25 protein-coding genes are annotated in these 25,468 nt (G+C 59.8%); 21 read left to right on the forward strand and 4 right to left on the reverse strand.

What is annotated here, in order from left to right; all coding sequences use genetic code 11:
• The 3 genes from VF436_RS06580 to VF436_RS06590 all read left to right on the forward strand — a co-directional run.
• A partial coding sequence (locus tag VF436_RS06580) for a type IV secretory system conjugative DNA transfer family protein (RefSeq protein WP_330903208.1) occupies positions 1–805 on the forward strand: 805 nt, incomplete at its 5' end.
• A gap of 550 nt (positions 806–1,355) precedes the next feature.
• Positions 1,356–2,381: a lipase family protein gene (locus VF436_RS06585; RefSeq protein WP_330903209.1), complete on the forward strand. Its 1,026-nt coding sequence runs from the start codon at positions 1,356–1,358 to the stop codon at positions 2,379–2,381.
• A 71-nt stretch (positions 2,382–2,452) separates the two neighbouring features.
• Positions 2,453–2,764, forward strand: a complete 312-nt coding sequence (locus tag VF436_RS06590; protein ID WP_330903210.1) for a hypothetical protein — start codon at positions 2,453–2,455, stop codon at positions 2,762–2,764.
• Between the two features lie 235 nt (positions 2,765–2,999).
• Here VF436_RS06590 and VF436_RS06595 read toward each other — a convergent pair whose 3' ends face one another.
• The gene (locus VF436_RS06595) at positions 3,000–3,872 is read right to left on the reverse strand and encodes a DUF4189 domain-containing protein (protein WP_330903211.1); all 873 of its coding nucleotides are present in this window, start codon (positions 3,870–3,872) and stop codon (positions 3,000–3,002) included.
• A 203-nt stretch (positions 3,873–4,075) separates the two neighbouring features.
• Positions 4,076–4,702 (reverse strand): threonine export protein RhtC, encoded by a 627-nt coding sequence (gene rhtC / locus VF436_RS06600; protein WP_330903212.1) that lies wholly within the window; start codon positions 4,700–4,702, stop codon positions 4,076–4,078.
• A 157-nt stretch (positions 4,703–4,859) separates the two neighbouring features.
• Between rhtC and VF436_RS06605 the strand changes: the two genes are divergently transcribed.
• From VF436_RS06605 to VF436_RS06615, 3 genes are all read left to right on the forward strand, one after another.
• Positions 4,860–6,170, forward strand: coding sequence for a NupC/NupG family nucleoside CNT transporter (locus VF436_RS06605; RefSeq protein ID WP_330903213.1), 1,311 nt, complete (start codon positions 4,860–4,862; stop codon positions 6,168–6,170).
• Between the two features lie 38 nt (positions 6,171–6,208).
• Positions 6,209–6,832, forward strand: a complete 624-nt coding sequence (locus tag VF436_RS06610) for a DUF4893 domain-containing protein (protein ID WP_330903214.1) — start codon at positions 6,209–6,211, stop codon at positions 6,830–6,832.
• A 252-nt stretch (positions 6,833–7,084) separates the two neighbouring features.
• Positions 7,085–7,648, forward strand: coding sequence for an isoprenylcysteine carboxylmethyltransferase family protein (locus VF436_RS06615; RefSeq protein WP_330903215.1), 564 nt, complete (start codon positions 7,085–7,087; stop codon positions 7,646–7,648).
• A 13-nt stretch (positions 7,649–7,661) separates the two neighbouring features.
• On the opposite strand, the gene VF436_RS06620 is transcribed toward VF436_RS06615, so the two are convergent.
• On the reverse strand, positions 7,662–9,434 hold the full coding sequence (locus VF436_RS06620) for a GGDEF domain-containing protein (RefSeq protein WP_330903216.1): 1,773 nt from the start codon (positions 9,432–9,434) through the stop codon (positions 7,662–7,664).
• A 107-nt stretch (positions 9,435–9,541) separates the two neighbouring features.
• Between VF436_RS06620 and dusB the strand changes: the two genes are divergently transcribed.
• The 15 genes from dusB (at position 9,542) to VF436_RS06695 (ending at position 24,710) form a co-directional block, all read left to right on the forward strand.
• The gene (gene dusB / locus VF436_RS06625) at positions 9,542–10,528 is read left to right on the forward strand and encodes a tRNA dihydrouridine synthase DusB (RefSeq protein WP_330903217.1); all 987 of its coding nucleotides are present in this window, start codon (positions 9,542–9,544) and stop codon (positions 10,526–10,528) included.
• Positions 10,529–10,926: 398 nt separating this feature from the next.
• Positions 10,927–11,757 carry an alpha/beta hydrolase gene (locus VF436_RS06630; protein ID WP_330903218.1) on the forward strand — a complete coding sequence of 277 codons (831 nt, stop codon included), beginning with the start codon at positions 10,927–10,929 and terminating at the stop codon, positions 11,755–11,757.
• A gap of 129 nt (positions 11,758–11,886) precedes the next feature.
• The gene (locus VF436_RS06635; RefSeq protein WP_330903219.1) at positions 11,887–12,186 is read left to right on the forward strand and encodes a hypothetical protein; all 300 of its coding nucleotides are present in this window, start codon (positions 11,887–11,889) and stop codon (positions 12,184–12,186) included.
• A 109-nt stretch (positions 12,187–12,295) separates the two neighbouring features.
• Positions 12,296–12,628 carry a TrbC/VirB2 family protein gene (locus VF436_RS06640; RefSeq protein ID WP_330903220.1) on the forward strand — a complete coding sequence of 111 codons (333 nt, stop codon included), beginning with the start codon at positions 12,296–12,298 and terminating at the stop codon, positions 12,626–12,628.
• 1 nt (position 12,629) lies between these two features.
• Positions 12,630–12,956 carry a type IV secretion system protein VirB3 gene (locus tag VF436_RS06645; RefSeq protein ID WP_330903221.1) on the forward strand — a complete coding sequence of 109 codons (327 nt, stop codon included), beginning with the start codon at positions 12,630–12,632 and terminating at the stop codon, positions 12,954–12,956.
• Between the two features lie 19 nt (positions 12,957–12,975).
• Positions 12,976–15,396: a VirB4 family type IV secretion/conjugal transfer ATPase gene (locus VF436_RS06650; protein ID WP_330903222.1), complete on the forward strand. Its 2,421-nt coding sequence runs from the start codon at positions 12,976–12,978 to the stop codon at positions 15,394–15,396.
• Between the two features lie 33 nt (positions 15,397–15,429).
• Positions 15,430–16,194 carry a type IV secretion system protein gene (locus VF436_RS06655; protein ID WP_330903223.1) on the forward strand — a complete coding sequence of 255 codons (765 nt, stop codon included), beginning with the start codon at positions 15,430–15,432 and terminating at the stop codon, positions 16,192–16,194.
• 77 nt (positions 16,195–16,271) lie between these two features.
• Positions 16,272–17,294 carry a type IV secretion system protein gene (locus tag VF436_RS06660; RefSeq protein ID WP_330903224.1) on the forward strand — a complete coding sequence of 341 codons (1,023 nt, stop codon included), beginning with the start codon at positions 16,272–16,274 and terminating at the stop codon, positions 17,292–17,294.
• A gap of 25 nt (positions 17,295–17,319) precedes the next feature.
• Positions 17,320–17,463 carry a hypothetical protein gene (locus VF436_RS06665; protein ID WP_330903225.1) on the forward strand — a complete coding sequence of 48 codons (144 nt, stop codon included), beginning with the start codon at positions 17,320–17,322 and terminating at the stop codon, positions 17,461–17,463.
• On the forward strand, positions 17,460–18,140 hold the full coding sequence (locus VF436_RS06670) for a virB8 family protein (RefSeq protein WP_330903226.1): 681 nt from the start codon (positions 17,460–17,462) through the stop codon (positions 18,138–18,140). The genes VF436_RS06665 and VF436_RS06670 overlap by 4 nt, the downstream gene beginning before the upstream one ends.
• Entirely contained in the window at positions 18,137–19,084 is a 948-nt protein-coding gene (gene virB9 / locus VF436_RS06675) for a P-type conjugative transfer protein VirB9 (protein ID WP_330903227.1), read from the forward strand. Before VF436_RS06670 ends, virB9 begins: the two co-directional genes overlap by 4 nt.
• Positions 19,074–20,207 (forward strand): type IV secretion system protein VirB10, encoded by a 1,134-nt coding sequence (gene virB10, locus VF436_RS06680; RefSeq protein WP_330903228.1) that lies wholly within the window; start codon positions 19,074–19,076, stop codon positions 20,205–20,207. Before virB9 ends, virB10 begins: the two co-directional genes overlap by 11 nt.
• Entirely contained in the window at positions 20,204–21,232 is a 1,029-nt protein-coding gene (gene virB11 / locus VF436_RS06685; protein ID WP_330903229.1) for a P-type DNA transfer ATPase VirB11, read from the forward strand. Before virB10 ends, virB11 begins: the two co-directional genes overlap by 4 nt.
• The gene (locus VF436_RS06690) at positions 21,198–22,913 is read left to right on the forward strand and encodes a type IV secretory system conjugative DNA transfer family protein (RefSeq protein WP_330903230.1); all 1,716 of its coding nucleotides are present in this window, start codon (positions 21,198–21,200) and stop codon (positions 22,911–22,913) included. Before virB11 ends, VF436_RS06690 begins: the two co-directional genes overlap by 35 nt.
• Before the next feature lie 72 nt (positions 22,914–22,985).
• Positions 22,986–24,710 carry a lipase family protein gene (locus VF436_RS06695; RefSeq protein WP_330903231.1) on the forward strand — a complete coding sequence of 575 codons (1,725 nt, stop codon included), beginning with the start codon at positions 22,986–22,988 and terminating at the stop codon, positions 24,708–24,710.
• Between the two features lie 43 nt (positions 24,711–24,753).
• Here the strand turns inward: VF436_RS06695 and VF436_RS06700 are convergent, their stop codons facing one another.
• Positions 24,754–25,449 carry an SGNH/GDSL hydrolase family protein gene (locus VF436_RS06700; protein WP_330903232.1) on the reverse strand — a complete coding sequence of 232 codons (696 nt, stop codon included), beginning with the start codon at positions 25,447–25,449 and terminating at the stop codon, positions 24,754–24,756.
• Between the last annotated feature and the right edge of the window lie 19 nt (positions 25,450–25,468).

The following is a 25,468-nucleotide window of genomic DNA, read 5'->3' on the forward strand; positions in this document are numbered from 1 at the left end:
GGCCTGGCCGCACCTGAGCCCCAGTGCGCGCACCGCCTTCGCCACACTACTGGGGCAGGCCAACGAGACCTTCGCCAGCATCATGGGCACCTTCAAGGAGCCGCTGAACCCCTGGCTGAACCCGGTGGTGGACGCCGCCACCAGCGGCAACGACTTCGACCTGCGCGACGTGCGCAAGAAGAAGATGAGCATCTACGTCGCCATCCAGCCCAACAAGCTGGCCGAGAGCCGGCTGATTCTCAATCTCTTCTTCAGCCAGCTGATCAACCAGAACACGCGAGAGCTGCCGCAGGCCAATCCCGAGCTCAAGCACCAGTGCCTGCTGCTGATGGACGAGTTCACCTCCATCGGCAAGGTCGAGATCATTGCCTCGGCGGTCAGCTACATGGCCGGTTACAACATTCGCCTGCTGCCGATCATCCAGAGCATGTCCCAGCTCGACGCCGTCTACGGCAAGGATGTTTCGCGCACGCTGATCACCAATCATGCGCTACAGATCGTCTACGCGCCGCGCGAACAGCAAGACGCCAACGATTATTCGGACATGCTCGGCTACACCACCGTGCGCAAGGAAAACGTCACACGCGGCAGCGGTCGCGAGAGCAGCGTATCGCGTAGCGAATCGGAAGAGCGCCGCGCACTGATGTTGCCGCAGGAGCTCAAGGCGATGGGCCCGGACAAGGAAGTATTCCTTTACGAAGGCATACCGCATCCGGTCAAGTGCGACAAGATCCGCTATTACAAGGACAAGCACTTCACTCAACGCCTGATGCCCAAGACGAACGTGCCGACGCTGACAATTTAAGGCTCGGTCACTCGCTACGCCTCGTCCCCCACCTCGCCCCACTCCCCGGCTTGAGCCTAAGGAGTGGGGCCAAGGCATCGCGATCTTTCAACCATGCCGACTCGCATCAACGCGCGGCCTCCGGACCCGCCGACAGGTAAAAGTCGAACGCGTCACTTTGAAAGCTCGCACCTTGCCGCGCCCCCGATACATCGCCTATGGAGAGGTGCCTTATCAAGGTACATCCCAGCGATGCGCACTGCCGGCGCGCATCACGGCTGCCGGCCCTGCATCAAAAATGCATTCGATACGTGCCACCCCTTTATGCCCTGTTGCAATCCACTCGCTCATGCGGCGACACGCACATCGGCAACTCGACATCGAAGCACATCGTTTGTCATTTCCCATAAAAAGTTACACACACACTCAATCCACCATCCGCAGCGCCCTGTATTCCAAGCGTTCATCGCCTCGCGAATAGACCGTCATGGCTCGCAAAGCATCTGACTTCAAGTGTGGCAACATTCGCACAGCGCAGAATTACTGCATAACACATGCAGTCGGAAGACGCATGGAATCATTCGGTCATGTCAACACACAAGAACGTATCGCCATGCCCGTGACAAGCACCTCCCATTATGCCGCCCTGGCGCAAAATGCTTATCAAGCACCGATCAAAAATGACAGCATTAACGTCGAAGGCTCCATATATAACATCACAGGCATTTATAATAATCCTTTGACCGGTTACCAGGGCACAGCTTATCAAAGCGAGGATCGCAGCAAGATCATTATCGCTCATCGAGGAACGGACGTCAGCCACAACCCTATTCAAGACCTGATGACCGATACCAAGATGGTTATCGCCGGGTTTAACCTTCAAGCCCTGGATGCAAAAAATTTCACCAAAAAAATCATTCAGATGTCACACGGGATGAAAACGCTATCAGGGCAGCCCGTGAGTATTTCCGTGACCGGGCATTCATTGGGAGGCGCGTTGGCGCAAATGACCAGCCACGACTTCGGATTACCGGGTGAGACATTCAATGCCTACGGTGCCGCTGAGATGCTACCGGGCATGCCTGAGGGACAGGGTGAAATCATCAACAACGTGCGTGCCACCGACGTAGTATCCGCGGCGAGCCCCCATTATGGTCAAGTGCGCATATATGCTACGGAAGGAGACATCGCCAAACTCAATGGATCGAACTATCACAATGATTCCAGATTTATAAGCTTGCGCAATCCCTTCGGCGGTATCGATCTGGACGCGCACAGCATCGATAATTTCGCAAGGGGAAAAGACAGCGAGGCAACAGGTGCATCCGCTCAGAATGCCAATCGTTACTACAGGAACAAGCATGCTGTCGATCTTCATCGCCATGATGTAAAGACAATTCGCATCCCACTTTCTGTCTTGTGGCTCGCGCCAAAAAAATTCATTGACGGTGCCAAGGATGTCGGCGCTCTAAAATTGAAGCTTTTCAAGCTTATTTCTGGCCACTTTGCAGGAAAGGCCGAATATCTCAAAGAGAAAATACATGGGACCTTCGGCAACCTTTTCCAGTTCATCGCTGGCAAGGCTTCAGACAAATAGCGCCACGCATTCGAGGCCCGTTTCCACAGCAAGTGCGTTACCACGCGCTTGCTGTCCTGACGATATTCACGATGGTCAGCCAGGCAGCAGCCGCCGGGAGCGAGCGCCTGCAGCAGGTCTTGCCCCTCGGCTTTCACGTTGTCAAACAAGCAAGCAACACCGATGCACAAGCCCATACCACGCAAATGATCGCCGAGGACGGGAGCCTGGAATCCTGGGCTGTCGAGGTGACTACGCAAACACTCGACGGCCCGAACGGGTTCAAGGTCGATGCCTATCGCGCGCTCGTAGCCAAACGCCTCGACAGTATCTGCGACCGTCTCGACATCACGGATATCTCCGACAACAAGCAGAACGGCTACCAGGCACTAATTAGATCATGACCTGCCATGACTACGGAGCCCATTTACCGCCCCAAACGCGTTTGTTCGAGGCACTATGCGATTAGTCGCTTTATCTTTGTCGTTTAGGTCGTGCTGAAAAATTCGCCAGGCAAGGAAGGTCTCGCCAAGTGGATGTCATATTTGTGTGACGCGGCGATCAACGAGGCGCGGGACAAAGCACGGAGCATGGTGCTTCTGCTCTTTCTCACGCCGCTGCCTTGCCGCTTGGCTCTTCTCACCCGGCATCCGGGTTCGGCTTGGGATACTTGCGTCCTGAACAACGTACGGCGGCATCGCACTGGCCGTATTTGCCGCCACACGCGGAAAGCGCCTTACGCTTGGCATCGACCGGATCGTCGTCGGTGGCCAGTTCCACCATGGGGCGCTTGTCACGCGGCCACGCACTGCCAACGCAGGTGTCTTCGTAAGTCTTGATGATCTTGCAGCCGTCACATTTCTGTAGCGCCAGTTGCTCGGCGTCTTCCTTGCTACTGATGTTGTAGGTGGTATTGATCTGGTTGCCATCGGAAGCCACCGCGCCCCAGTAACGGCGCTTGTCCACCTTGGCCGACCGCTCTTGGATATCTTTCCACGACGCCTTGATGGCACGTCGGTTGGAGCTTTCACCCCGGGGCATGCCCGAGCAGACGGCCAAGGTCAGCAACTGGCACTTACCATCCGACGACTGGGCGTTGCATTGGGCAATCGCCATCTCTTCAGCGTCACGATCGGCACTGCGAGAGCTGCTGATACCCAGAAAGGTCTGGCCATGCTGGTTGACCGCATACGTAGCGCAGCTGTCGTAGAACGGTTCAAGCACATGGCAACCCTTGCCGCCACGCTGGATGCAGGAATCATAGGCGGCGTTATTGGCTTGCTGGATCTGGTCGTAATTGACGCTCCAGCCCACCTGAAAGTCATCGCTGACGGCGAATGAACCGTACAGAGGGCCTTGCTGCACCGGCACTTGCTGGCCGTATTCGTTAGTGTGGTAGTAGACATCCGGCGGAATACAGCCCGGATTGTTGGGAATGCCCGCCGCGCATTGCGACCACGCCAGCGGCGCATACAGCAACGCCAGCAGCAACAGCGCCTTGATCAGTTTCATCCCTGATTTTCCCCGGATTTGTTTGAAATAGGTATGTCGTCGTTATAGCAAATCCGCAGTTTCATGCGCATGTGCCGAGCTCTGGCCATGCATGGCGCTTGACCGCAATGCCGGCCTCAGCCAGGCGTTCGCGTCATGAAAGGCCGGTGTCATGGCGGGCAGATCCGCTTCGCGGCAGATGGCTTGCCACGGCTCGATTCGCCTCAGGCCTTGCGCGACAGAATCAAGTGCAGGCCGAAGGCCACGAAGATGGCGCCCGCCACGCCGTCGATCCAGCGCGCCGCACGCAGGTAGGCGCGGCGCATGGCCGGCAAGGCGAATAGCGCCGCTACCAGGGTGAACCACAACAGCGTTTCGGCCGATACGAGTGCCCAGATGCCCCAACGCGCGGCCGCACTGACATCACGCCCCAGGAACGCCGAGAACACACTGGCGAAGTAGACCACCGCCTTGGGATTGGCCAGGTTGGTGAACAGGCCCGCGCGCAGCGTCGCCAGGTCGCCGCGCTGCAGCGCCGGCGGTGGCGTGTCGACCGGGCCGGCAGGTGCCTTCCAGGCACCACGCAGCATCTTGATACCCATCCACGCCAGATACAGGCCGCCGGCGATGGTGATCAACCGCTCCAGCCACACCAGGCGCTGCAACAGCAGTTGCAGGCCCAGCAGCGCCAGCGCCGCCCATACGGCCACGCCCAGGGTGATGCCCACCACACCGAAAAAAGCCTGGCGTCGGGAACGGCTGACAGCAGTCTGGGACACGAAGAAGAAGTCCGGCCCCGGGCTTATCAGCGCGATGATCTGGACCAGGGCGATGGTGAGGAACAGGCTCATGGAAGGCCTCCGGGTAGCGAGCTGCCCAAGGATCGGGGGAACCAGGCCGCGCTGCAACTTGCCGCCGGGAGCTGCCTCATCTAACCTTCGGCCGTTTGTATGTATTTTCCGAAGGCCTGGGGGGACCCTGCGGCCGTATCTGCGGGGTTATCGAGAGATGCAATTGCTAGGCCATATCCTTTTCGGCCTGTTCGGCCTTGCGGTGCTGTTGGGCATCGCCTTCCTGTTTTCCAACAACAAGCGCTCGGTCGACTGGAAGCTGGTTGGCACCGGCGTGCTGCTGCAGATCGTGTTCGCCGCCGTGGTACTGAAGCTGCCACTGGGTCGTGACATCTTCAACGGCATCGCCGGCGGCTTCGTGAAGCTGATGAGCTATGTGAACGAAGGTTCGAGCTTCATCTTCGGCAGCCTGATGGATACGCAGAAATTCGGCTTTATCTTTGCCGTGAACGTACTGCCGACCATCGTGTTCTTCGCCTCGCTCACGGGCGTGCTGTATCACCTGGGCGTAATGCAGAAGATCGTGCAGGGCATGGCCTGGGTGATCACCAAGGTGATGCGTGTATCGGGCGCCGAGACCACCAGCGTTTGCGCAAGCGTGTTCATCGGCCAGACCGAAGCACCGTTGACGATCAAGCCCTATATCGAGCGCATGACCGAGTCGGAGTTGATGACGGTGATGATCGGCGGCATGGCGCATATCGCCGGCTCCGTGATGGCCGCCTACGTCGGCCTGCTCGGCCATAACGATCCCGAGCAGATGCAGTTCTACGCCAAGCACTTGCTGACCGCCTCGGTCATGGCCGCGCCGGCCACCATGATGCTGGCCAAGATCCTGGTGCCGGAAACCGGCGTACCGCTGACCCGTGGCACCGTGAAGATGGAGGTGGAAAAGACCACCACCAACATCATCGACGCAGCCGCCAACGGCGCGGCCGATGGCCTGAAGCTGGCGATGAACGTGGGCGCCATGCTGCTGGCCTTCATTGCGCTGATCGCCCTGCTCAATGGCCCGATCCAGTGGCTGGGCACCACTACCTGGGGTGGCACCGGTTCGCTCAACGGCTGGCTATCGGGCCAGGCCGGGCACGATGTGCACCTGAGCCTGCAAACCATCTTCGGCTGGATTCTTTCGCCAATCGCCTGGTTGATCGGCGTGCCGTGGCAGGACGCAACCCTCGTCGGCAGCTTCATCGGCGAAAAGGTGGTGATCAACGAATTCGTCGCCTATGTGGATCTGTCCACGCATAGCCAGCAATTGCTGCCGCAAAGTCGCCTGATCGCCACGTATGCGCTATGTGGCTTTGCCAATTTCTCCTCCATCGCCATCCAGATCGGCGGCATCGGCGGCCTGGCCCCGGGACGTCGCGGCGACCTGGCCAAGCTGGGCCTGCGCGCCGTGCTGGGCGGTTCACTGGCCACGTTCATGACCGCCACGATTGCCGGCGTGCTTGAGAACCTCGGCTGAGCGCCACTTTTTTCTCCGAAAGCAACGAAGGGATTTCGATGAAAATACGTCTGGCTTCGATCTTCACGCTGGCCCTGGTGGCTGGCGCCGCGCACGCGCAGACCTGCGACTGGCAGGACAAGGTGCAGCCGCAGGACAAGGCGTCCACGCAGATAGCCCCCGATAGCCTGCTGGGTGTGCTGGCCGATCATTACGACGACCAGGAACAACAGCAAGGCGCCGAACTGGCCCGCTCGCTGATCCACAAGATGCAGTCGCCGCTGCCGGTTGGAAATATCGCCGGGCGCTGGCGGGTGCGTTCGATCCAGGCCAGCCACGGCAGCTATGACTTTGCCTATGCGTACCCCTATTTCACCGCACGCATCGATGCCAACAGCTGCGGCTTCCACTTTGCCAAGACTACCGGCTCGCAGCGCCATGGTGGCCAGTTGTACACCCAGCAGGGCAACGACGAGCGTCGCCTGATCTTCCTGGGCACGCTGGTCATGAACAACGCCACCCTGCTCGACTATGGCCCGAACAACCTGCCTTCGAACCAGCCGGGCGATGGCAAGGGCGCGCAGAATGCCGTTGGCCAGATGTGGCGCACGGGTCCGAACGAACTGCTGATGCTTGTGGACGCGGACGACAAGGGCTTTACGATCTTGCAGTTTACGCGCTGATCTTTCGGGGAATGGGCGATGGGTGGCGATGGCGCAAGCAGGTACGACTGACGCAATCGACCGGGGAGCGACCATGCCCGGACGGATCGAACATCCGGGCACGCTCCAACCCTGCGGCCCCGCTATCCACCTGCTGTCTCCCTGTCCCTGCGCGCGCCTGACAGCCGTCACACGCGACACCTGACCCTCGCGACTCGCCTCCATGCGGCAACCGGCGCATAGTGACTTCACGCAACGCACTGGGGATGAGTCATGACGCCGATTTCGCCGACGACACTGGGTATCGTGTTCGGGGTTTCCGAAGCTTTGCTTTCACTGAGCCGCCGCGCCAGGGGTGGCGCCACCAGCAAGGATGGCGGTTCGCTGGCCTGGTTCTGGATCGTGATCCCCGTGGCGATGTTCATCGCCTACGCGGCGGCCGTCACGCTGCAAGCCTGGCAACTGCCCTGGACGCACCCTCTGATGCTGCTCGGCGACATACTGGTCATTACCGGATTGATGCTGCGCTGGTACGCCATTTTTTATCTCGGCCGCTGGTTCACCGTGAACGTGGCGATTGCGGCAGACCAGCCACTGGTCGATGGCGGCCCGTATCGCTTCCTGCGTCATCCTTCTTATACCGGCGCGCTGATGGCTCTGCTGGGCATCGGTCTTGCCATCGGTAATACCGTATCGCTGGCGGCGATCGTCGTGCTGACGGTACCGGTGTTCCTGCACCGCATCCGGATCGAGGAACGTGTACTGGCCGAAGCGTTCGGCGAGCGTTGGACGGCCTATCGCGCACGCACATGGCGACTGCTGCCGGGCATGTACTGACACACCCGTTGGCTCAGGCCGCGGCCGCCATGACGCGATCGCGGCCGCCGGATTTGGCCATGTAGAGCGCGCCGTCGGCGGCACGCATCCAGGTGGAAAGATCATGGCAGCGTTTACCGTCGAACACCGCCACGCCGATACTGATGGTCACACGCAAACCCGCCAGTTCCCCATCCATCGCCAGCGCCGCCACGGCGCCACGCAGGACCTCGGCCAGACGCAGTGCGGCTTCTTCGCCATAGGCCGGGCACAACACCGCGAACTCCTCGCCGCCAATGCGTGCCAGATGGCAAGGCTGGCTGATACGAGCCGCCAGGCAGCCCGATACGGCCAGCAACACACAATCGCCCTGCGGATGACCCACCGTGTCGTTGATGTGCTTGAAGTGATCGATATCGATCAGCAACAACGCATGCGGATGCGCCGCAGGCACCTGGCCGGCGCCGAGCATGGCCAGGGCGCGCTCCTGGAACGCGCGTCGGTTGTCGATACCGGTGAGGGGGTCACGCAAGGTTTGAGCGAACAGCTCGGCCATGTGGCGACGCTGGCCGCGCCACAACTGCAACAACAGCAAGCTGATGGCCATCAGGGCCGCCGCCACCACCAGCACGATCAGGTTGATGAATTTCTGCCGCTGGTGTTCAGCGCTGGCCTGGATCTGCGCGGCCTTCAGTTGCAGGTCCTTGAGGCGATTGCTGCGCTCAAGTTCGCCGATCTGCAAGTCGCGCTCGCGTGCGGCGTAGCGCTGTTCCAGCTCCGCCTCCATCGCGCGCAACTTGGGCGTATTGGTGGCGGCGGTAAAAGCCAGCACCTCGCGCACGTCGGCCAATGCCTGTTTGAGCTGGCCGGCCTGCTCGGCGATCTGGCTTTCGGTCTTGAGCAGGTCGGTCAGTTGCCCACCGATGCCCGCCTGACGCGCCCGTGCCACCGTGTCGTGGATTCGCTCGTAAGCCTGCTGTGGACGCCCCAACGCGGCCTCGGCCCGGGCGATATCGGCGCTGGAAAACAGGGAGTCGCTTATCCGTCCGGCGGATAGTTCGTGCTTGAACGACAACTGCGACAGAGGCAGAGCATCGGCGGGACGCCCCAGCTTCAGGTAGGCCTGGGCGAGATTGTCGCCAACCATGATGGCCAACTCATCGCCACCCGACCCGGCACTGCCGAACAGCTTGCGCGCACGTTCGAACGCCTCGGCAGCCTCGGCATGGCGGTCCTTCGACATAAGGGCAATGCCTTCGTCATTGAGCGCATCCGCCTCGCCCCATCGGTCGCCCAGGGCGCGATAGTCTTCCTGGGCCTGGCGACACACCGACAGCGCCTTGTCCGCCTTCTCGTCCAGGGCATAGGCATCGCAGAGCTGGAAGCGCGACCAGGCACGGATCGCGGGGTCGGGCTGGCCGAGCATGCGATCGGCCGCCTGCAAGGCTTCGCTCAGTCCACCTCCCCCATCGTCGCCCAGGCCATTGGCGATGTCATGGCGCGCGCGCAGATAGCTGGCCGTGGCCCCGGCTACCGCGTCACCCGTCGTGCCGCTGGAAAGATTGTCCAGGCGTAGAAGCGCCTCGGTCAGTGCCGCGTCGTCATTGGCGTTGATCGCGGCGGTGCCCATGCCCCACAGCAGGGCCCGCTTGCGCTGCACGGCGAGGTTCTCGTCCCCATCCAGTTCACGGCGAACCCTGGCGATCGTGCCGCGGGGGTCGATCACCGCCGCCCCACGCAGAAGGTTCATCGAAGAGCCAGGCACCAGCGTCGCGGCCACCAGCAGCAGCCACGCCCCTGAAACCACCAAGCACTTCCAGGCCCCCTGCCCCACGACCGCCGCCCCCGTGCTGCGCCGTCATGGCGCCATCATAAACGGTTTGGAGCGCTAAGCCCCGCTACAATAAGCCCATCATGCAGATTGGCCCCTACCGCATCGACCCGCCCGTAGTGCTCGCTCCCATGGCCGGGGTCACCGACAAGCCTTTCCGCCTGCTGTGCAAACGGCTGGGCGCGGGTTTGGCCGTGTCGGAAATGACTAATGCCGATCCCCGCCTGTGGCATACCCGCAAGTCGCTCAAGCGCATGGATCACGAGGGCGAGCCGGAGCCGGTCAGCGTGCAGATCGCCGGCTATGACCCGGCCATGCTGGCCGATGCCGCGCGTTTCAACGTGGACAATGGCGCCCAGATCATCGACATCAACATGGGTTGCCCTGCCAAGAAAGTGTGCAACGTGTGGTCCGGCTCGGCACTTTTGCAGAACGAACCACTGGTGGCACGCATCGTCAAGGCGGTCGTGGACGCGGTACCGGTACCGGTCACGCTGAAGATCCGCACCGGCTGGGATCGCGAGCACAAGAATGCACTGACCATTGCGCGCATCGCCGAAGACGCAGGCATTGCCGCACTGGCGGTACACGGCCGCACGCGCGCGGACAAATACGAAGGTCATGCCGAGTACGAAACGATTGCCGCGGTCAAGGCCAGTGTGCGCATCCCGATTCTCGCCAACGGCGACGTGACGACTCCAGAGCAGGCACGCCAAGTGCTCGATGCCACGCATGCCGATGCGATCATGATCGGACGCGGCGCCCAGGGAAGGCCGTGGATCTTCCGCGAGATCGCTCACTATCTTGCGACCGGCGAGCGCCTTGCCGAACCGACGCCAGATGACGTGTGCGCCATCCTGGTCGATCACCTGCAACAGCTGTATGCGTTTTATGGCGAAGAGCAGGGTTTGCGCATCGCACGCAAGCATCTGGGCTGGTATGCGAAGGATCGCAGCGAAAACGCGGCTTTCCGGCATGTCGTCGTGCGTGCCGAATCGGCCGACGAGCAATTGCGGCTGACGCAGGATTATTTTCATGGCTTGCAGGATGCGCCGCCCATCGCGGCGTGACACCCGGGTTATCCACGAGCCAGAGGCGCGTTTTCATGCCGTGTTATCGATGGTCAGCGCCGACGTCCGATATTGGTAGCTTGATGCAAGCCCCGGAGCCCGCCATTTCCTCGTCAACACTGAGAACGTGCAAGCACCCGAAAGCGCGCCCCCTCGCCGGAACGACTTCAGTGGCGATGCAAGTCGCGACTTGGGTCGCGGCTTGGAAGTCTAGAACCCATCTTCGCAAACACACCGCCCATCACATCACATTGCATTGCGACACGAAGGCTTCAACAGCCATGCATGAAGTGATGAATAACGCAGCGGCCCCAGACGCTTCAATCACGTCGAGAGCCATCCTCGCATGGATCGGGCGACGATTCCCAAACGCGCGGCATGTCTTGTTGATACTCGCCATGGCGCTTCTGCTCAGCGGTTGCGAGGCAACACTTTTTGCTGGCCTCAATGCCACCGACCAGCGTCGCGACATCATCACCCAACGTTCGGTCATGTTCGATCCCGCACACCAGCTGGCCCTGGATGTGTACCGTCCCGCACACGCGGCGCACTCCCCTGTCGTGGTGTTTTTCTATGGCGGCACGTGGATGCGCGGGCAACGCAACTGGTATCGCTTCGTGGGTACGTCGCTAGCCTCGCACGGCGTGACCGTGGTGATCCCCGACTACCGCAAATATCCGCGTGTTCGACTGGACGGCTTCATGCACGATGCCGCCAGCGCGGTGGCATGGACGTTCGAACATGCCAGCGAACTGGATGCCGCGCCCGGAAAAATCTTCGTCATGGGCCATTCGGCGGGTGGCCAGATTGCCGCTTTGCTTGCCACCGATCCATCCTGGCTGGCACCGTACGGATTGCACCCGAAGGACATGGCCGGCTTCATCGGCATGGCAGGCTGCTATCAGTTCGCTCCACTGCCGCCATCGGAAAAAGACATGCTCGCCGTGTTCGGCACCAGTACGCGCGACCAGCTTCGCGCCGAGCCCATCCACTTCGTGCGTGGCGACGAACCGCCCATGCTTTTGCTACACGGAACGGCAGACAAAGAAGTGGACATTTCCAACACCTACGCATTTAACGATGCGCTGCTTGCACACCATGACGATGTCTCGATGCAGATCTATCCTGGGCTCGGACATTCGCCTCTGTTGTTCTCGCTATCGCGTCCGCTAAGGCACGACGATGTGCTCGAAGCCATCCTTTTGTTCGTAAAAAATCATGCGAACTGAAAACACGCGACATTCGGAAAATTAGTACTTATTTTAAAAATCAATCCCTAAAAATGTCGACCAGGACACGCATTGACATACTTTTTGTCGGTGCTAGCATTCCTTTTACTCATAGACGAGTAGCCAGGAATGAAACGGAAGATTCATGTCGTCACGTTATGCGTGGCACTCATGGCATGTATGAGTTTAAGTAATACCCATGCCAGTGAAGACATATCGGCGGCAAATCCATCGCAGCAGCGCGATGATCCCCGAATTACTGCCCTGATCGAAAAAGCCAATCGACGTGTCGCGCAGGGTGAATCACCCGGCGTGGTCGAGCGTTGGTTAACCAGCGCTGTGGAAGGTCTGGGTGTCGAAAAAACCCCCGAGCCCTGGGACGTCTATGGCCAGGCTCGCTGGAAAAAGTACAAGCAAGACGAACACTAGCTGCCAGAACGGCAGACAGACCCGTCTTCATCGTTGATTTTCATGACCAGGCAGCCGTCAGGCCGTCTGCCGAACGGCTTTTTTCACATGACCCAAGGAGGAGTCATCCATGCTTCAACACGTCCAAATTCAGCAGGCGCGCCATTTTATCAGCCGCCCTCGCGTGAAATATATCCTGACCATGGCGGCCATGCTGGCGATGTTCCTGCTTCCTCAACTGTGCATGGCGTTTGCGCTGGATATCCAGGCCAAAGGTCAGCAAGCCGTTGACGCCATCAAGCAAGGTGTCCAGTTGATTCTCGTCGTTTCCGTGCTCGGTTCGGGCGTCTTGGCTGCATTCGGCCGCATGAGTTGGGTCACCGTAGGCCAGGTGCTTATTGGTGCCATCGTGGCCGGCCTGGCCACGGAAGTCGTCGATGCGCTCTACGGTGCGGGCGGCTGATATGGCCTTGCGAAGCGATCCCCTGTTCGGAGGCCTGACCCGACCGGCGAGCATGCTCGGCTTGCCGGTGGAAGTGCTTATTTTTGTGCTTGCTGGCGCGACCATCGCATTCCTGCTCGCCGGACTTCTGCACGCCGACGTGAACTGGAAGATCGCCGCACTCGGCATGGGCTGCGTGCTTTACGGAATGGCCCGCCTGGTCTGCGCGCGCGACCCTCGCGCGCTTCGCTACGTCGGCCTGCAACTGAACACCAAGGCACGGCACATGACACGCGACTATTGGCACAGTGGCTCATATGGGCCGCTGGCGTCACGCAAACGTCGCTGATTTCATCGAAGAAACCACCATGCTCTCGCCCAAACAGTCGCTGGTCAATCGTGCACGCAGCCTGCTGGAATACGTGCCATATACGTCGATGGTGTCACCGCATAACCTGCGCACTCAGGCAGGTGATACGTTGACCATCATAAAGATCGGTGGTGCAGCTCATGAAGCCGCCGACGATGATGATATCCAGGCTTGGCACGATGCCCTTACCGGCCTGATTCGCAATATCGCTGCCGAAGATATCGCGCTGTGGATACACACCGTACGCGAACCTCGCTCGGAATATCCCGGCGGGCACTTCGATGACGATTTTGCCGGGCGTTTGAACGATCGCTATCGCGCGAGCCTGAGCGGCCTGCAAATGATGGTCAACTCGCATTACCTGACGGTGATGATACGCGGCAAACTGGCGCGAAATCCCCTGATGAGCATGGGCACGCGCCGCACCATGGAGAGCGTGCAGGAATCCATCCACGACGCGAGTGCACGGCTGGACGAAATCTGCGACACCGTGATGGCCGCGCTCGCCCGCTATGGCGCAAGACGTCTTGAGCTGTATGAAAAGAACGGCGTGGTATTTTCCGAAACACTGGAACTACTCGCCATGCTGATCAATGGCGAACGCCAGCGTATCGCGGTTCCCAAAGGGCGTGTCGCCCACGGCATGCTCAATGCACGCGTGTCGTTCGGGGTCGACCAGCTTGAGCTGCGTATGCCCGACCACACCCGCATCGGCGCGATGCTGGGCGCTGCCGCCTACCAGATCGAACGCACCGAGCCCGGGCACCTCAATGTACTGCTGACGCTTCCTTATCCGTTCGTTCTGACACAGTCGTTCAGCATGTTCAGTCGCGGCAAGGCCATGTCGTCGCTGCAACGCCAACAACGCCTTCTTATCAATGCCGAGGACGCATCGCAAACACAGGTCAACGATATTGCCCAGGCCTTGGACGACCTTGCTGCCGGGCGATCGGTGTTCGGTGAACATCACCTCAGCCTGATGCTGCTTGCCGACGACGCCAAGACGCTGACCGAACGGGTCGCCACAACGCGCTCGGTGCTTGCCGACGCCGGATTCCTGGTGGCGCGAGAAGACGAATGCATCGAGGCCGCTTTTTTTGCTCAGCTACCGGGCAATTTCCAGTTGCGCCCGCGCCCGGCCCCGATTAGTTCAAGCAACATCATCGGCTACACTGGATTCCACAACTATCCGCATGGTCGCTTGCACGGCAACCAGTGGGGCGATGCACTCACGCTGCTAAAGACCACATCAGGCACGCCTTACTATTTCAATTTCCACCTGCCGCCATCGTCGCGCCGCGGCGTTGACGAAAAGGACGCGGACGACCGCGTTGCCGGGCATACGTTGATGCTAGGCCCTACAGGCGCGGGCAAGACGGTAATCCAGGCCTTCATGCTGGCCCAAGCGGAGAAATACAAGCCCACCGTCTTTACGTTCGACAAGGACCAGGGCCAGGCGAATTTCATACGCGCCATGGGTGGCTATTACTCCACCCTCAAGAATGGCGTCCCCACGGGTTTCAATCCATGCACGATGCCCGACTCGCCGGGCAATCGCAGCATGCTGATTCAGTTGGTCAAGCGATGCATCCGAGGCGAAGAAGCCGATTACCGTTTTTCGCCGCAACGGGAAAAGGAAATCCAGGATGCCGTGGATGGTGTCTATGCGATGCCGTTCGAGTCTCGACGTTTCTCGGCCATCCTGGAATTCTTCGACCCTACCGACCCCAATGGTAATGCCGCACGGTTCCGCAAGTGGTGTGCGGGTGGTTCGTTGGGTTGGCTGCTGGACAACCCTCGCGACCTGCTCGATTTTGAGCATGGTCGTCATTTCGGCTTCGACGTCACCGATTTCCTGGAAAATGACGAGACACGTACTGTCACGGTGATGTACCTGTTCCATCGCATGGAGCAGCTCATCGATGGACGCCGCTTTATTCTCAACATGGACGAGTTCTGGAAGATGCTCCAGGACGAGTATTTCGAGGGCAAGGCGCTCGATGCGGTCAAAACCTACCGAAAAAGAAATGCACTTGCTCTGTTCGGTACGCAGAGCCCGGCCGATGTGCTGCGTTCGCGCATCAGCCGCCAGTTGATCGAGCAGTGCGTTAGCCAGTTGTATCTGCCCAATCCCAAGGCCGCGCGCGAAGACTATATCGACGGCTTCAAGCTCAGCGAGCGCGAATACGAAATCGTCAGGAAGGATATGGTCGAGGCCAACTTACGCGGTTTCCTGTTCAAGCAGGGATCGTACTCGACTGTTTGCGAGCTCAATCTGCGCGGCTTCGACGACGAACTGGCGGTGCTTTCCAGCACTGCCAGCAGCGTGGAATGGTCCGAGCGCGCGATTGAGTTGGCCGGCAGGCATCCCGACGACTGGCTCCCCGTCTTTCATCAGATTCGCCGGGAACGGCAATAACCGTCTCTCTGTTCAACCCGCAGGAACCACTCCATGGCAAGGAAAAATCTTCTCAGAGCCGCTACGTTGGGCGTACTCGCCGCAACGACCAGCTTCGCCCAGGCTCAAGACTACGTCGACAGCACCACGGCACCGATCGGCGGCTCCGGGTCTGGCGGAGAGCAGGCCGTCCACGATGCCAAGTCGTACGAAGAGCAACAGGCCCAGACTCAGGTGCTGCGCAAGCAACTTGACGACATGGCCGCGCAGCTCAAGGAGCTCAAGCAACAGACCGACGAAGCAAAAAAAGGCAATGACGCCATTACCGGGTCCAGCGGACAAGGCGGCCTGCAGACTCAGGACTATGCCAAGTCGGTGCCGCGCAACTGGCAGGAAACACTCGATGGCTACAAAAGTGGCGGTCGCGTGCAGGAACTGGCCACCGCCATGGGCGACAAACTCAATGCCGAGCAACAAGAGCTCGATGGCAAGACCGGCGATGACGCTGCCCAGTATTCGCTGGACCAGGGCGTGAAGCGAAGCACGAATGGAAGCGCTCTTAATGCTGCCTCGTACGAAAGCAGCGTGGACCGTATCCAGACGCTCAAGCAGTTGCAGGCGCAGATCGACAAGACGTCTTCGCTCAAGGAAATCGCCGACTTGCAGGCGCGCATCCAGATTGAAAACAGCCTGATTGCCAACGAATTGATCCGCACGCAATCCATGAATGGCCTTTTGCAGCAAAACGAGTTCGCCAAGGCCTATCAAGGAGTCAAGGATATGTCGCTCAAGGAAGCCCAATCGAGCGATTCGAACTAAGCACTCTCGCGCTCGTCTCTCACGCGCGCCTTCGATTATGAAGGCGCGCGCTATCGTGAACCGGAAATCACGCCCCGATGCTAGCTATCGAAATCGCCAATTTTTTCCTGAAGGATATCGTCGATACCCTGCAGGAATCAGTCAATACGGCCTCAGCCAACATGATCGAGATCATCGAGCCTGGCGTGATCGCCATGCTGACGATCTACGTATTGCTATGGGGCGCCGGCATCGCATCGGGGCGCATCAACGAGCCACTGAAGGATGGCATATATCGACTGTTGCGCATCATCTTCATCGTGATGCTGGGCCTTACAGTCGGCAACTATCAGCAAGAAGTGGCTGACTTCTTTCTTTCAGTGCCCACCGAGATCGCCTCCAGGGTGGTAGCCGGTGGCGCCGGCGCCGATACGGGCGGCCTTGCCGACATCATTGATCGGGCGGTCAACCGTGGCTTCGACATCGGCAGCGACATCTGGGAATACGCCAACCAGAAGTTCGGCCTGTTTCATTTCAGCTATATCGTTTACTACATCCTGGCAATCATCATTTTTATCTGCGTGGCCATCATCGCGGGTATCGCCACTGCCATGGTGTTTGTCGCATATATCGGCCTTTCGGTCGTACTGGCGGTGGGCCCGCTATTCATCGCCATGGCGATCTTCCAGCCCACTTACAAGTATTTCGATGGCTGGCTGAGCCAGATCATCAGTTTCTCGGTGCTCTTCATTCTTGTGGCGACGACGATTTCGATCTGCTTCACGTTCATGGAGACCTACCTGGAGACCATCAAGGGCGGCAAGGCAGTCGACGCTGCGATCGGCATGTTGAAGGTGCTGGGCGCCACCGCTGCCATTGTTGCTGCACTGTTCGAATCCAAGAGTATCGCCAGCGCCCTGGTCAGCGGCGCGCAAATGACCGGGCAAAGCCTGGTCGCTAGAGCCATGGGTGCAGCCCAAGGCGCACAGGTCCACGCGCAAGTGGCACGCGCGATGATGCCCTCGCGCGCGGCCAGCGGCGCGGGCAGATCCAGCGCCGCCCTTCCCAGTCGTGATGCGGGCGGCTCGGCCTCCCGTGCACGCCTGACTTTCCCTCGTTAAACGACATCCCTCCCGGAGCCATGCCGTGAACTTCCGCCTCATCCTCGTCGCCGTGCTTGCCGTATTGCTTGCCGCATGCGGCAAGGGCTTGGAAAAAGCCCCGAAATGCAAGGGCACCTATGAACCCGTCAATTCCCCAGAGCATTACCTGAAGGGCCAGCCGCTGTGAGCCGTCCTGAAATTACCGCCTTCCTGGAAGCGTCACGCGCCTGGGAAACCACGGAGATCATGCGAGCACGCAAGAGCGAACGGCGCGCGTGGCTGTTTGCGGCATTGGGCATCATCATTGGACTGGCCGCCTGCATTGCCGTGGCATTTCTCACACCATTGAAGACGGTCGAGCCGTTCGTCGTACGTGTGGATCAGCGATCCGGCAGTGCCGACATCATCAGTCGCCTGGACGAGAGCACCATCCGCTTCGATGAAGCCATCGACAAGTATTTTGTTTCTCGCTATGTCAACTATCGCGAGGAGTACTCCGACGCGCTGGCGTATTCCAATTACGAAGCCGTGTCGCTGATGTCGACGCGGCAAGTGGGCGATGCCTACTACCAGGCCATCAACCCGAAAAATCCGCGCTCGCCCACGCAAGTCTATGGCAAGGAAGGCGCGGTCGAAGTCACGGTCAATACCATCGTGTTCCTTGGCGAAGGCGTGGCCCAGGTGCGCTTCACCCGCACCGAGCGCATGCCCAATGCGCCTTTGGCCATCACGCACTGGATCGCCACGATCAGCTTCAAATACCTGAAAGCTTCGTTGGATGCCCAGGCCCGGCTGGTCAATCCGGTGGGTTTCCAGGTGACCGACTATCGACTTGACCCTGAAACCACGGGGAATGGCAAATGATCCGTCGCACGATGCTACTCGGTGCCGCGATGCTTATCACGGCAGCTCCAGCGTACGGCGAAGCCGTGCCAGACAAAGGCCGATTCGATGCACGCATGAAAACCGTGACCTATAACCGGGACGATGTGATCCGAGTGATTGGTCATTACGGTTACTCGACAGACATCGAACTGGCGCAAGGCGAAACCGTGCAGGACATCGCCCTGGGTGATTCGCTTGCCTGGGAGATTGCTCCGTCGGCCAATCATTTATTCGTCAAGCCTCGCGAGGATAACGCCGTCACCAATATGACGGTCATTACGGATCGCCGCGTCTACCAGTTTGCCCTCGACGCGCGTCAGAGCCAATCGCCGCGAGACCGCTCGATGTATTTCCAGATCCGCTTGCTGTATCCGGATGACAAGCTGGCTCAGGCCAAGGCCGAACAGGAAAAGCGTGCCGCCGAAGCTTACGCGCGCCGCGTGGAGTCTTCTTTCCGTACGGCATCGCTTCCACTCAACTGGAATTACTATGCTTGCGGCACACGCGAGATACGCCCCGTCGAGGTCTATGACGACGGCCGCTTCACGTACTTGCGCTTTCCCGGAGCTCAGGAAATCCCCTCGGTCTTCATGATCAACGCCGATGGCTCGGAGAGCATCGTCAACGGCGCCATGAATGGCGATCGCTATGTCATCCAGATCACTGCCCGCAAGCTGGTGCTTCGCAAGGGCAAGGCCGTCGCATGCCTGGAGAACCGAAGCTACAACCCTTATGGCGTGAATACGCCCACGGGTACGGTCAGCCCCGATGTAGAGCGTGTACTGAACGTGCCAGCGAAGCGATCACCCGTGCTGCTTCCTGCACCGGACACCGAGCGCACGCCCTCGCAAACCACGCCACGCCCGTTGCATATCCAGGGCATCACACCTGAGCCGACCGCCGGAGACAAGCATGTTCCGTGACGCCAATCCCAACCCGGCGCCCGACCAGGATAACGAGCTTGCCGCACGCGGCATACCGCAGGTTGGTCGCAAGCGCAAAGGCAACAAGTACATGCTGCTTTTTGCCGTTGGCTGCTGTGTCGTATTCGCCATCGCCATGGGTAGTCGCGCGATGCTGGACAAGTTACGCCACCGAGGCGAGGCCAAGGCCAAGGAAGCGACCATGGAGCGCGGCCTGCCCGATCTGACGCGCTCGGCATTCGACGCCAAGAACGCCCCGCCACCGCCTCCAGACAAGCCTGGCGCGCCTGCGCCTGCTACCAGTACCGGCCTCACCGCCCAACAGAAAGCCGCCATGGATCTTGCCGAACGACGCAAGCGTGCGCCACTGCTCAGCATGGGCGGCGCCAAAGGTGGAGCTACTCAAAGCAACGGCAACGGCGCACTTACCGCAACCGCCGGAGGTGGCGGCGTCGGTGGCGGCTCGTCTTTGAGTCGTGCCCTCAGTGCCACGCGCACAGTGGAGGTATCGGCCAGCCAACTTACCGATCCAGACCTGACCCTGACCCAGGGCAGCTTCCTCGATTGCACCTTGGTCACGGCGATCAACAGCCAGATGCCAGGCATGACATCTTGCACGCTCAGCCGCAATATCTATTCCACCAATGGTCGCGTGCTTCTGCTCGAACGAGGCACGCGTATCGTCGGACAGTATCAATCGGCACAGCTCAGGCAGGGCATGGACCGCATCTTCGTGCTGTGGACACGAGCTGAGACACCCAACGGCGTCGTGATCAACCTCGACTCGCCCAACGCCGATTCGCTGGGTCGCTCTGGCCTGGAGGGCAAGATCAACCACCATTTCTGGCAACGCTTCGGCGCTGCCCTGCTGGTATCGGTGGTGGACGATGCTGCGCAATATGCCGTCAATAGCCGATCGCGCAATGGCAGCACGAACAATAATTTCAACTTCAACAGCACCGGTAGCGCTGCCAATGACGCTGCGTCGATTATCGTGGAGAGTACCGTCAATATCCCCCCGACACTCGACCGTGCCCAAGGTGGCTCCGTGGGCATCTTCGTGGCACGCGATCTGTATTTTGGCAGCGTCTATTCGCTCAGCCCCACGACGGCCAACCCATGAGCGTGGTGGAACTGGACAGCCCGGTCAACGTGTCGGCCATCGCCACGTACTTGCTTCCGCTGCAGCGGCTATTGGCCGGTGATATCACCGAGGTAGTGATCAATCGGCCGGGTGAGGCGTGGACCGAAGGACGCGACGGTTGGCGACGCCACGACATGCCAGAGCTCAGTTACGATCATCTGCGCATGCTGGCCAAGCTGATCGCCACATCCACGCATCAGACCATTTCGGAAAATGCGCCGGTGGTGTCGGCTGCGCTGCCTGGTGGCGAGCGTGTGCAGGCAATCATTCCGCCCGCCGTCCCGCTGGGCACGGTAAGCCTGACCATCCGCAAGCCGTCACAACTGCGCCTGACCCTGGCCGATTACGAGCGCAGTGGTGCGTTCGAGCGTGTGGTCCTGGGCCATGACATCAACGAGGCTCTGGAGAGCGAACTGCACGGGCACCTGCGGGCAGGACGGATTCGCGCATTCCTCGAACTGGCGGTCCAGAATCGGCAGAACATCGTGGTCTCCGGCGCCACCGGCTCGGGCAAGACCACCATCATGAAGACACTGGTGGATCTGATTCCCGCCAACGAACGCCTTATCACGATCGAAGACACACCCGAACTGGACATCCGCAACCAGCCCAACCATGTGCGGCTGTTTTATTCCAAGGACGGACAAGGCGTCAGCAACGCGACGCCCAAGCTTTTGCTGGAATCATGCCTGCGCATGAAGCCCGATCGCATCATGCTTGCCGAGCTACGCAGCGAGGAAGCGTTCTACTTCATTCGCAATGTCAATTCCGGCCATCCCGGATCGATCACTTCGGTGCATGCCACCAGCCCGCGCCTGGCGATCGAACAGTTGATGCTGCTGGTCAAGGAGTCCTCAGGTGGCGCGCACCTGTCGCGCGAGGACATCAAGCAACTGCTTTTCATGCTGGTCGACATCGTCATCCAGTTCAGCGTGGTCAATGGACGGCGCTGCGTCACCGGAATCTACTATGAGCCAGAACGTAAGCGTTCCATCCTGGCTTAAGGTCGTAGCGGCCTGCCTGCTGGTGCCGGTGGCCATTGTGCTTTGGCTTTACCTGGCCGGCTGGATTTTTGACTGGATGGTATTTCGCGGGAAGGGCCCCAAGGTGGACCTGTTCACCTGGTTCACCTATCACCAGCATTATGGTGACGATCCAGCCGTGCGCAAAAAGCTGATGATCAGCGCCCTGCTGGCCACCGTGGTCACGCTCTCACCCAGCGCCCTGCTCTGGCTCAAGCCACGCAAGCCGTTGCATGGCAACGCACGCTTTGCCAACCTGGTCGAGATACGCCGCGCGGGCCTGCTGACCGCCGATGGCGATGGCATCGTGCTGGGCCGCAAGGGTGACCAGTTCCTCATGGCGGGGCTTGCTCAATTTCCGCATGTGATGCTCGCCGCGCCTACCGGTTCGGGTAAGGGCGTAGGTGTGGTGATTCCCAATCTGTTGAACTGGAATCACTCGGTCATCGTGCTGGATATCAAGCAGGAAAACTGGACGTTGACGGCGGGCTTTCGCCAGCGTCACGGGCATGAGGTATACCTGTTCGATCCGGCATCGCCAACACGCCAAACCCATCGCTGGAATCCTCTGGGGTACATCCGCGACGAGGAGGGCCTGCGCGTGGACGATATCCAGAAAATCGGCAATATCATCTTTCCGGACGTGGAAGGCACCGAGCCAATCTGGAGTGCAAGCAGCCGCGCCCTGTTCCTTGGCCTGGTGCTCTACATCATGGAAACACCAGGCATCCCGCTGACACTGGGCCAGGTAGCGCGAGAGGCGTTTGCCGATACGGAAAACCGCCTTATCGACATCATCAACGAGCGCCGTCTGGCGCGCCAACCCTTGTCGCCGCTATGCGAGAGTGCATTGCTCGACTACGCCAATACAGCTGACGACACGCGCACGTCGATCCGCAAGACATTCACCTCGCGCCTGGAGTTGTTTCTCAACCCGATTCTCGACGCGGCGACGTCGGATAACGATTTCGATCTCAACGCGCTGCGCAGGCGCAACATCAGCATCTATATCGGTATCACGCCGGATAATCTTGGGCGCCTGGCCCCGCTGGTCAACTTGTTCTTTCAGCAGGTGGTGGATCTCAATACCCGCGAACTGCCCGAGCATAACAAGGCACTGACCCGGCAATGCCTGTTATTGCTCGATGAGTTCAAATCCCTCGGCAAGCTGCCCCTGATCGTCGATGCGATCGCCTTCCTGCGTGGCTATGGAGTGCGCCTGCTACCCATCTTTCAGTCGCCAAGCCAGATCCGTGAGGTCTATGGCGAGGAAGCGGCCAAGACATTCTTCCAGAATCACGCGGTGCGTATTTCCTACACTCCCGCGGACATCACCTCGGCCACCGAGATCAGCAACGAGCTGGGCAACACCACGGTCAAGTCGGCCTCGCATTCGCGGCCGGATTTCTTTTCACAAGGATCGCGCAGCATCAGCGATTCCGATCAGAGCCGCGCGTTGCTCTTGCCCCAGGAAGTGATGGAATTGAGCATGGATGAGATCCTGGTCTTTGCCCGTGGCTGCAAGCCCGTGCGAGGAACCAAGATACGTTGGTACAAGGACGCTTTATTCAAGACGAGGATTTTGCCGCCACCGAATGTTTCGATAGCACCAGCAGCATCTTATGTAATGCCCTATATGCCAGTCCCCCCGGACGAGGCATAACCATTTGTCGAAAGTCATGCCATGGGGCGTCACCGCATGGCCATGGAAGAGCACGCACAAAAGGATGGTTCCATGTACCAACGCTATAACCAACCCAATTTCAATAAAGAGCTGGCCGGCACAGAGGCCAATCCCACGTGGGATCGCGACCTGGCAAGGCTCGCCAGCGCCACATATCGCCCTGATGATCAGATGGGTGAACTTCCCAAGGGCTGGAGAGTGCTGACTCCGCGCGAATATCCCCCCGGCATTGTCGAGCACGAGCACGCGGCTGGTCCAGGCAAGACCCAGCTCAACGATTCATCCAAATTCCGTGCCTGCATTTTCAAACATGACAGCGGTCGGCATGTCGTCGCCTTCCGTGGCACCAAGACCAAGAGCTGGGGAAAGGCCGAGTCGCTTTCGGATTTTGCGGGAAGCTGGATGAAGGACCTTGGCGTGAATATCGGCCAGAGCACCGGCTTCGAGACGAAGCAATACGAACTGGCGCTCAAGATTGCACAAAAAGCCAAGGCTGAGCTGGGAGATTCCGTCGTATTTACCGGACACTCCCTGGGTGGCGGACTGGCGGCGACCGCGTCCCTCTACACGGGAAACACCGCGGTCACCTTCAATCCTGCCGGCGTGCACGATAATACGATCTTGAAGGCCAACGCATTCCCGGACGAGGCCAGAGCCCGCGCAGGGGGAGGCTCCATTCGTAAGATCGTCGTCGACGGAGATGCTCTCGACGCCATTCAGGAGAAGCTCAAGAACTGGAATATCCCGTCCGCGCCCGGCGCGACGAGCCGCCTGGACCATCCTCACTTCCAAGCCGGCGAAGGGAAGGGCAAGTACCTGCACGGCCTGGAAGCAACGATATCGGCCATGGATAACGACCAGAAGTTCCTTGATGGTGAACGTCCGGAGAAGTTGTGGCGCGACATAGCGCTATCGCACAGCGGGGGCGATGCATCGATCCGCAAGCAGATAGATACCTATCATTCCTATCTGGCCGACAATAAAGGCAAGCGACCGCTGGAACAGCTTGCCAATCGTGCCGTTGCATCGCTGGTACATGATGAGCATCGCATTCGCGCGCCGGGCGAAAAGTTGGCCGATCATCGAGTTGCCGATGCTGGTGCTTCGCGTCGATCAACAAGCCATGATGCCGATTACGATCGAAACCTGGGGCGGGAGTATGCCTCCACACAGTTCAGACCGTCGAACAATGATGCCTCTGAAAGGCCTGCCTTTCGGGAAGATTCCGAATTAGCTGACATCCTTCGAAAGTCGTATATGGACACCCATGACAGGGCTCAATCTGCGCCTCAGCAGGCAGAATCCTCGCACTTCCAAGACCGCAGCCCCCATGCTGCCTCTATGCAAAACACACCGCCGCAACAACAAGGGCGGCGCTTTTACGGAGAAGGGTTGGGGCTGGGATTGAATGTCGACACTTCAGCACGCATGCTCTCGGCGCGTACCGACGTTGGGTCCACGCCGAGCGCCCCCACCACCGCCAGTCACGAACACATGAGCGCGAGAATTCCTTCGACCGGGCGCGCTGACCTGTCGGGGTCCTTGCAGCCACCCAGCCCACAACTGGAGGGCGGGCATCGCCAAAGATCCACGACGGATCTCGAGCGACTAGGGGGCCAGTTGGCTGAACTTCAGGCCGCCGAACGACGCAGAGAGGTGACGTTGGTGCAAAGAAGGCCATCAGGCAATATTTCAAGCGCCTCTTCAAGCGACGACGAGAACACCAGCGCCAGAGGCCGAGGGGGTCGCGGGGGCCGCGGAGGCCGCGGAGCCTGAGGTCTCAAGGGCACCGATGCTGGCCGCCAATGCCCCCCAGGCTTCAATGCGTGGCAAAACCATATTCGGCCAGCACCGGCCTTAGCGCGGCGGTCCAGATCGCATAGCCGGCCGGTTTCATGTGCAGGCCATCCTCGCGCAGCAGTTCTGCGCGTGGATGGCCTTGTGCATCGAGCATGGCCTGGGTGTCATCGACGAAACGCAGGTTTGGCTTGCCGCGCATCCATTGCGCGATTCCCGCGTTGGCCTCGCGCATTGCCGGCCACAGCGCCTGACGCGCCAGGGAAGGTTTGATCGACAGGTACACGATGTCCACTGTGGGCAAGTCCTTGCGCACGCGCGCGACGAACGCCTGGAAATCCTTGATCACTTGGCCGGCGCTCGCACCCTCGGCAATATCGTTGTCGCCCGCATACATCACGATGACCTTGGGATGATATGGCGTCACGATGCGATCCACGTAGAAGGTGGAATCGGCGATGGCCGAACCGCCGAACCCGCGGTTGATCACCGGCACACCCGGAAAATCCTGGGCCAGCGAGGTCCAGAAGCGAATCGACGAACTGCCAATGAACAGCACACCATGCTGCGGCGGCGCCTGTTCATGGTCTCGCGCCTGGAAGGCGGCGATATCGGCCGTCCATTGCGAAGGAGGCGGTTGGGTGGCCCAGGCAGGGGCGGCCAGAGCCAATAGCCATGCCAAGACCAGGGGCAGACCAGTGCGGCAGGCACGATTCATGGACTCATCTCCAGGGTGC

Source organism: Dyella sp. (genome assembly GCF_036384435.1).
Lineage (GTDB): Bacteria > Pseudomonadota > Gammaproteobacteria > Xanthomonadales > Rhodanobacteraceae > GSA-30.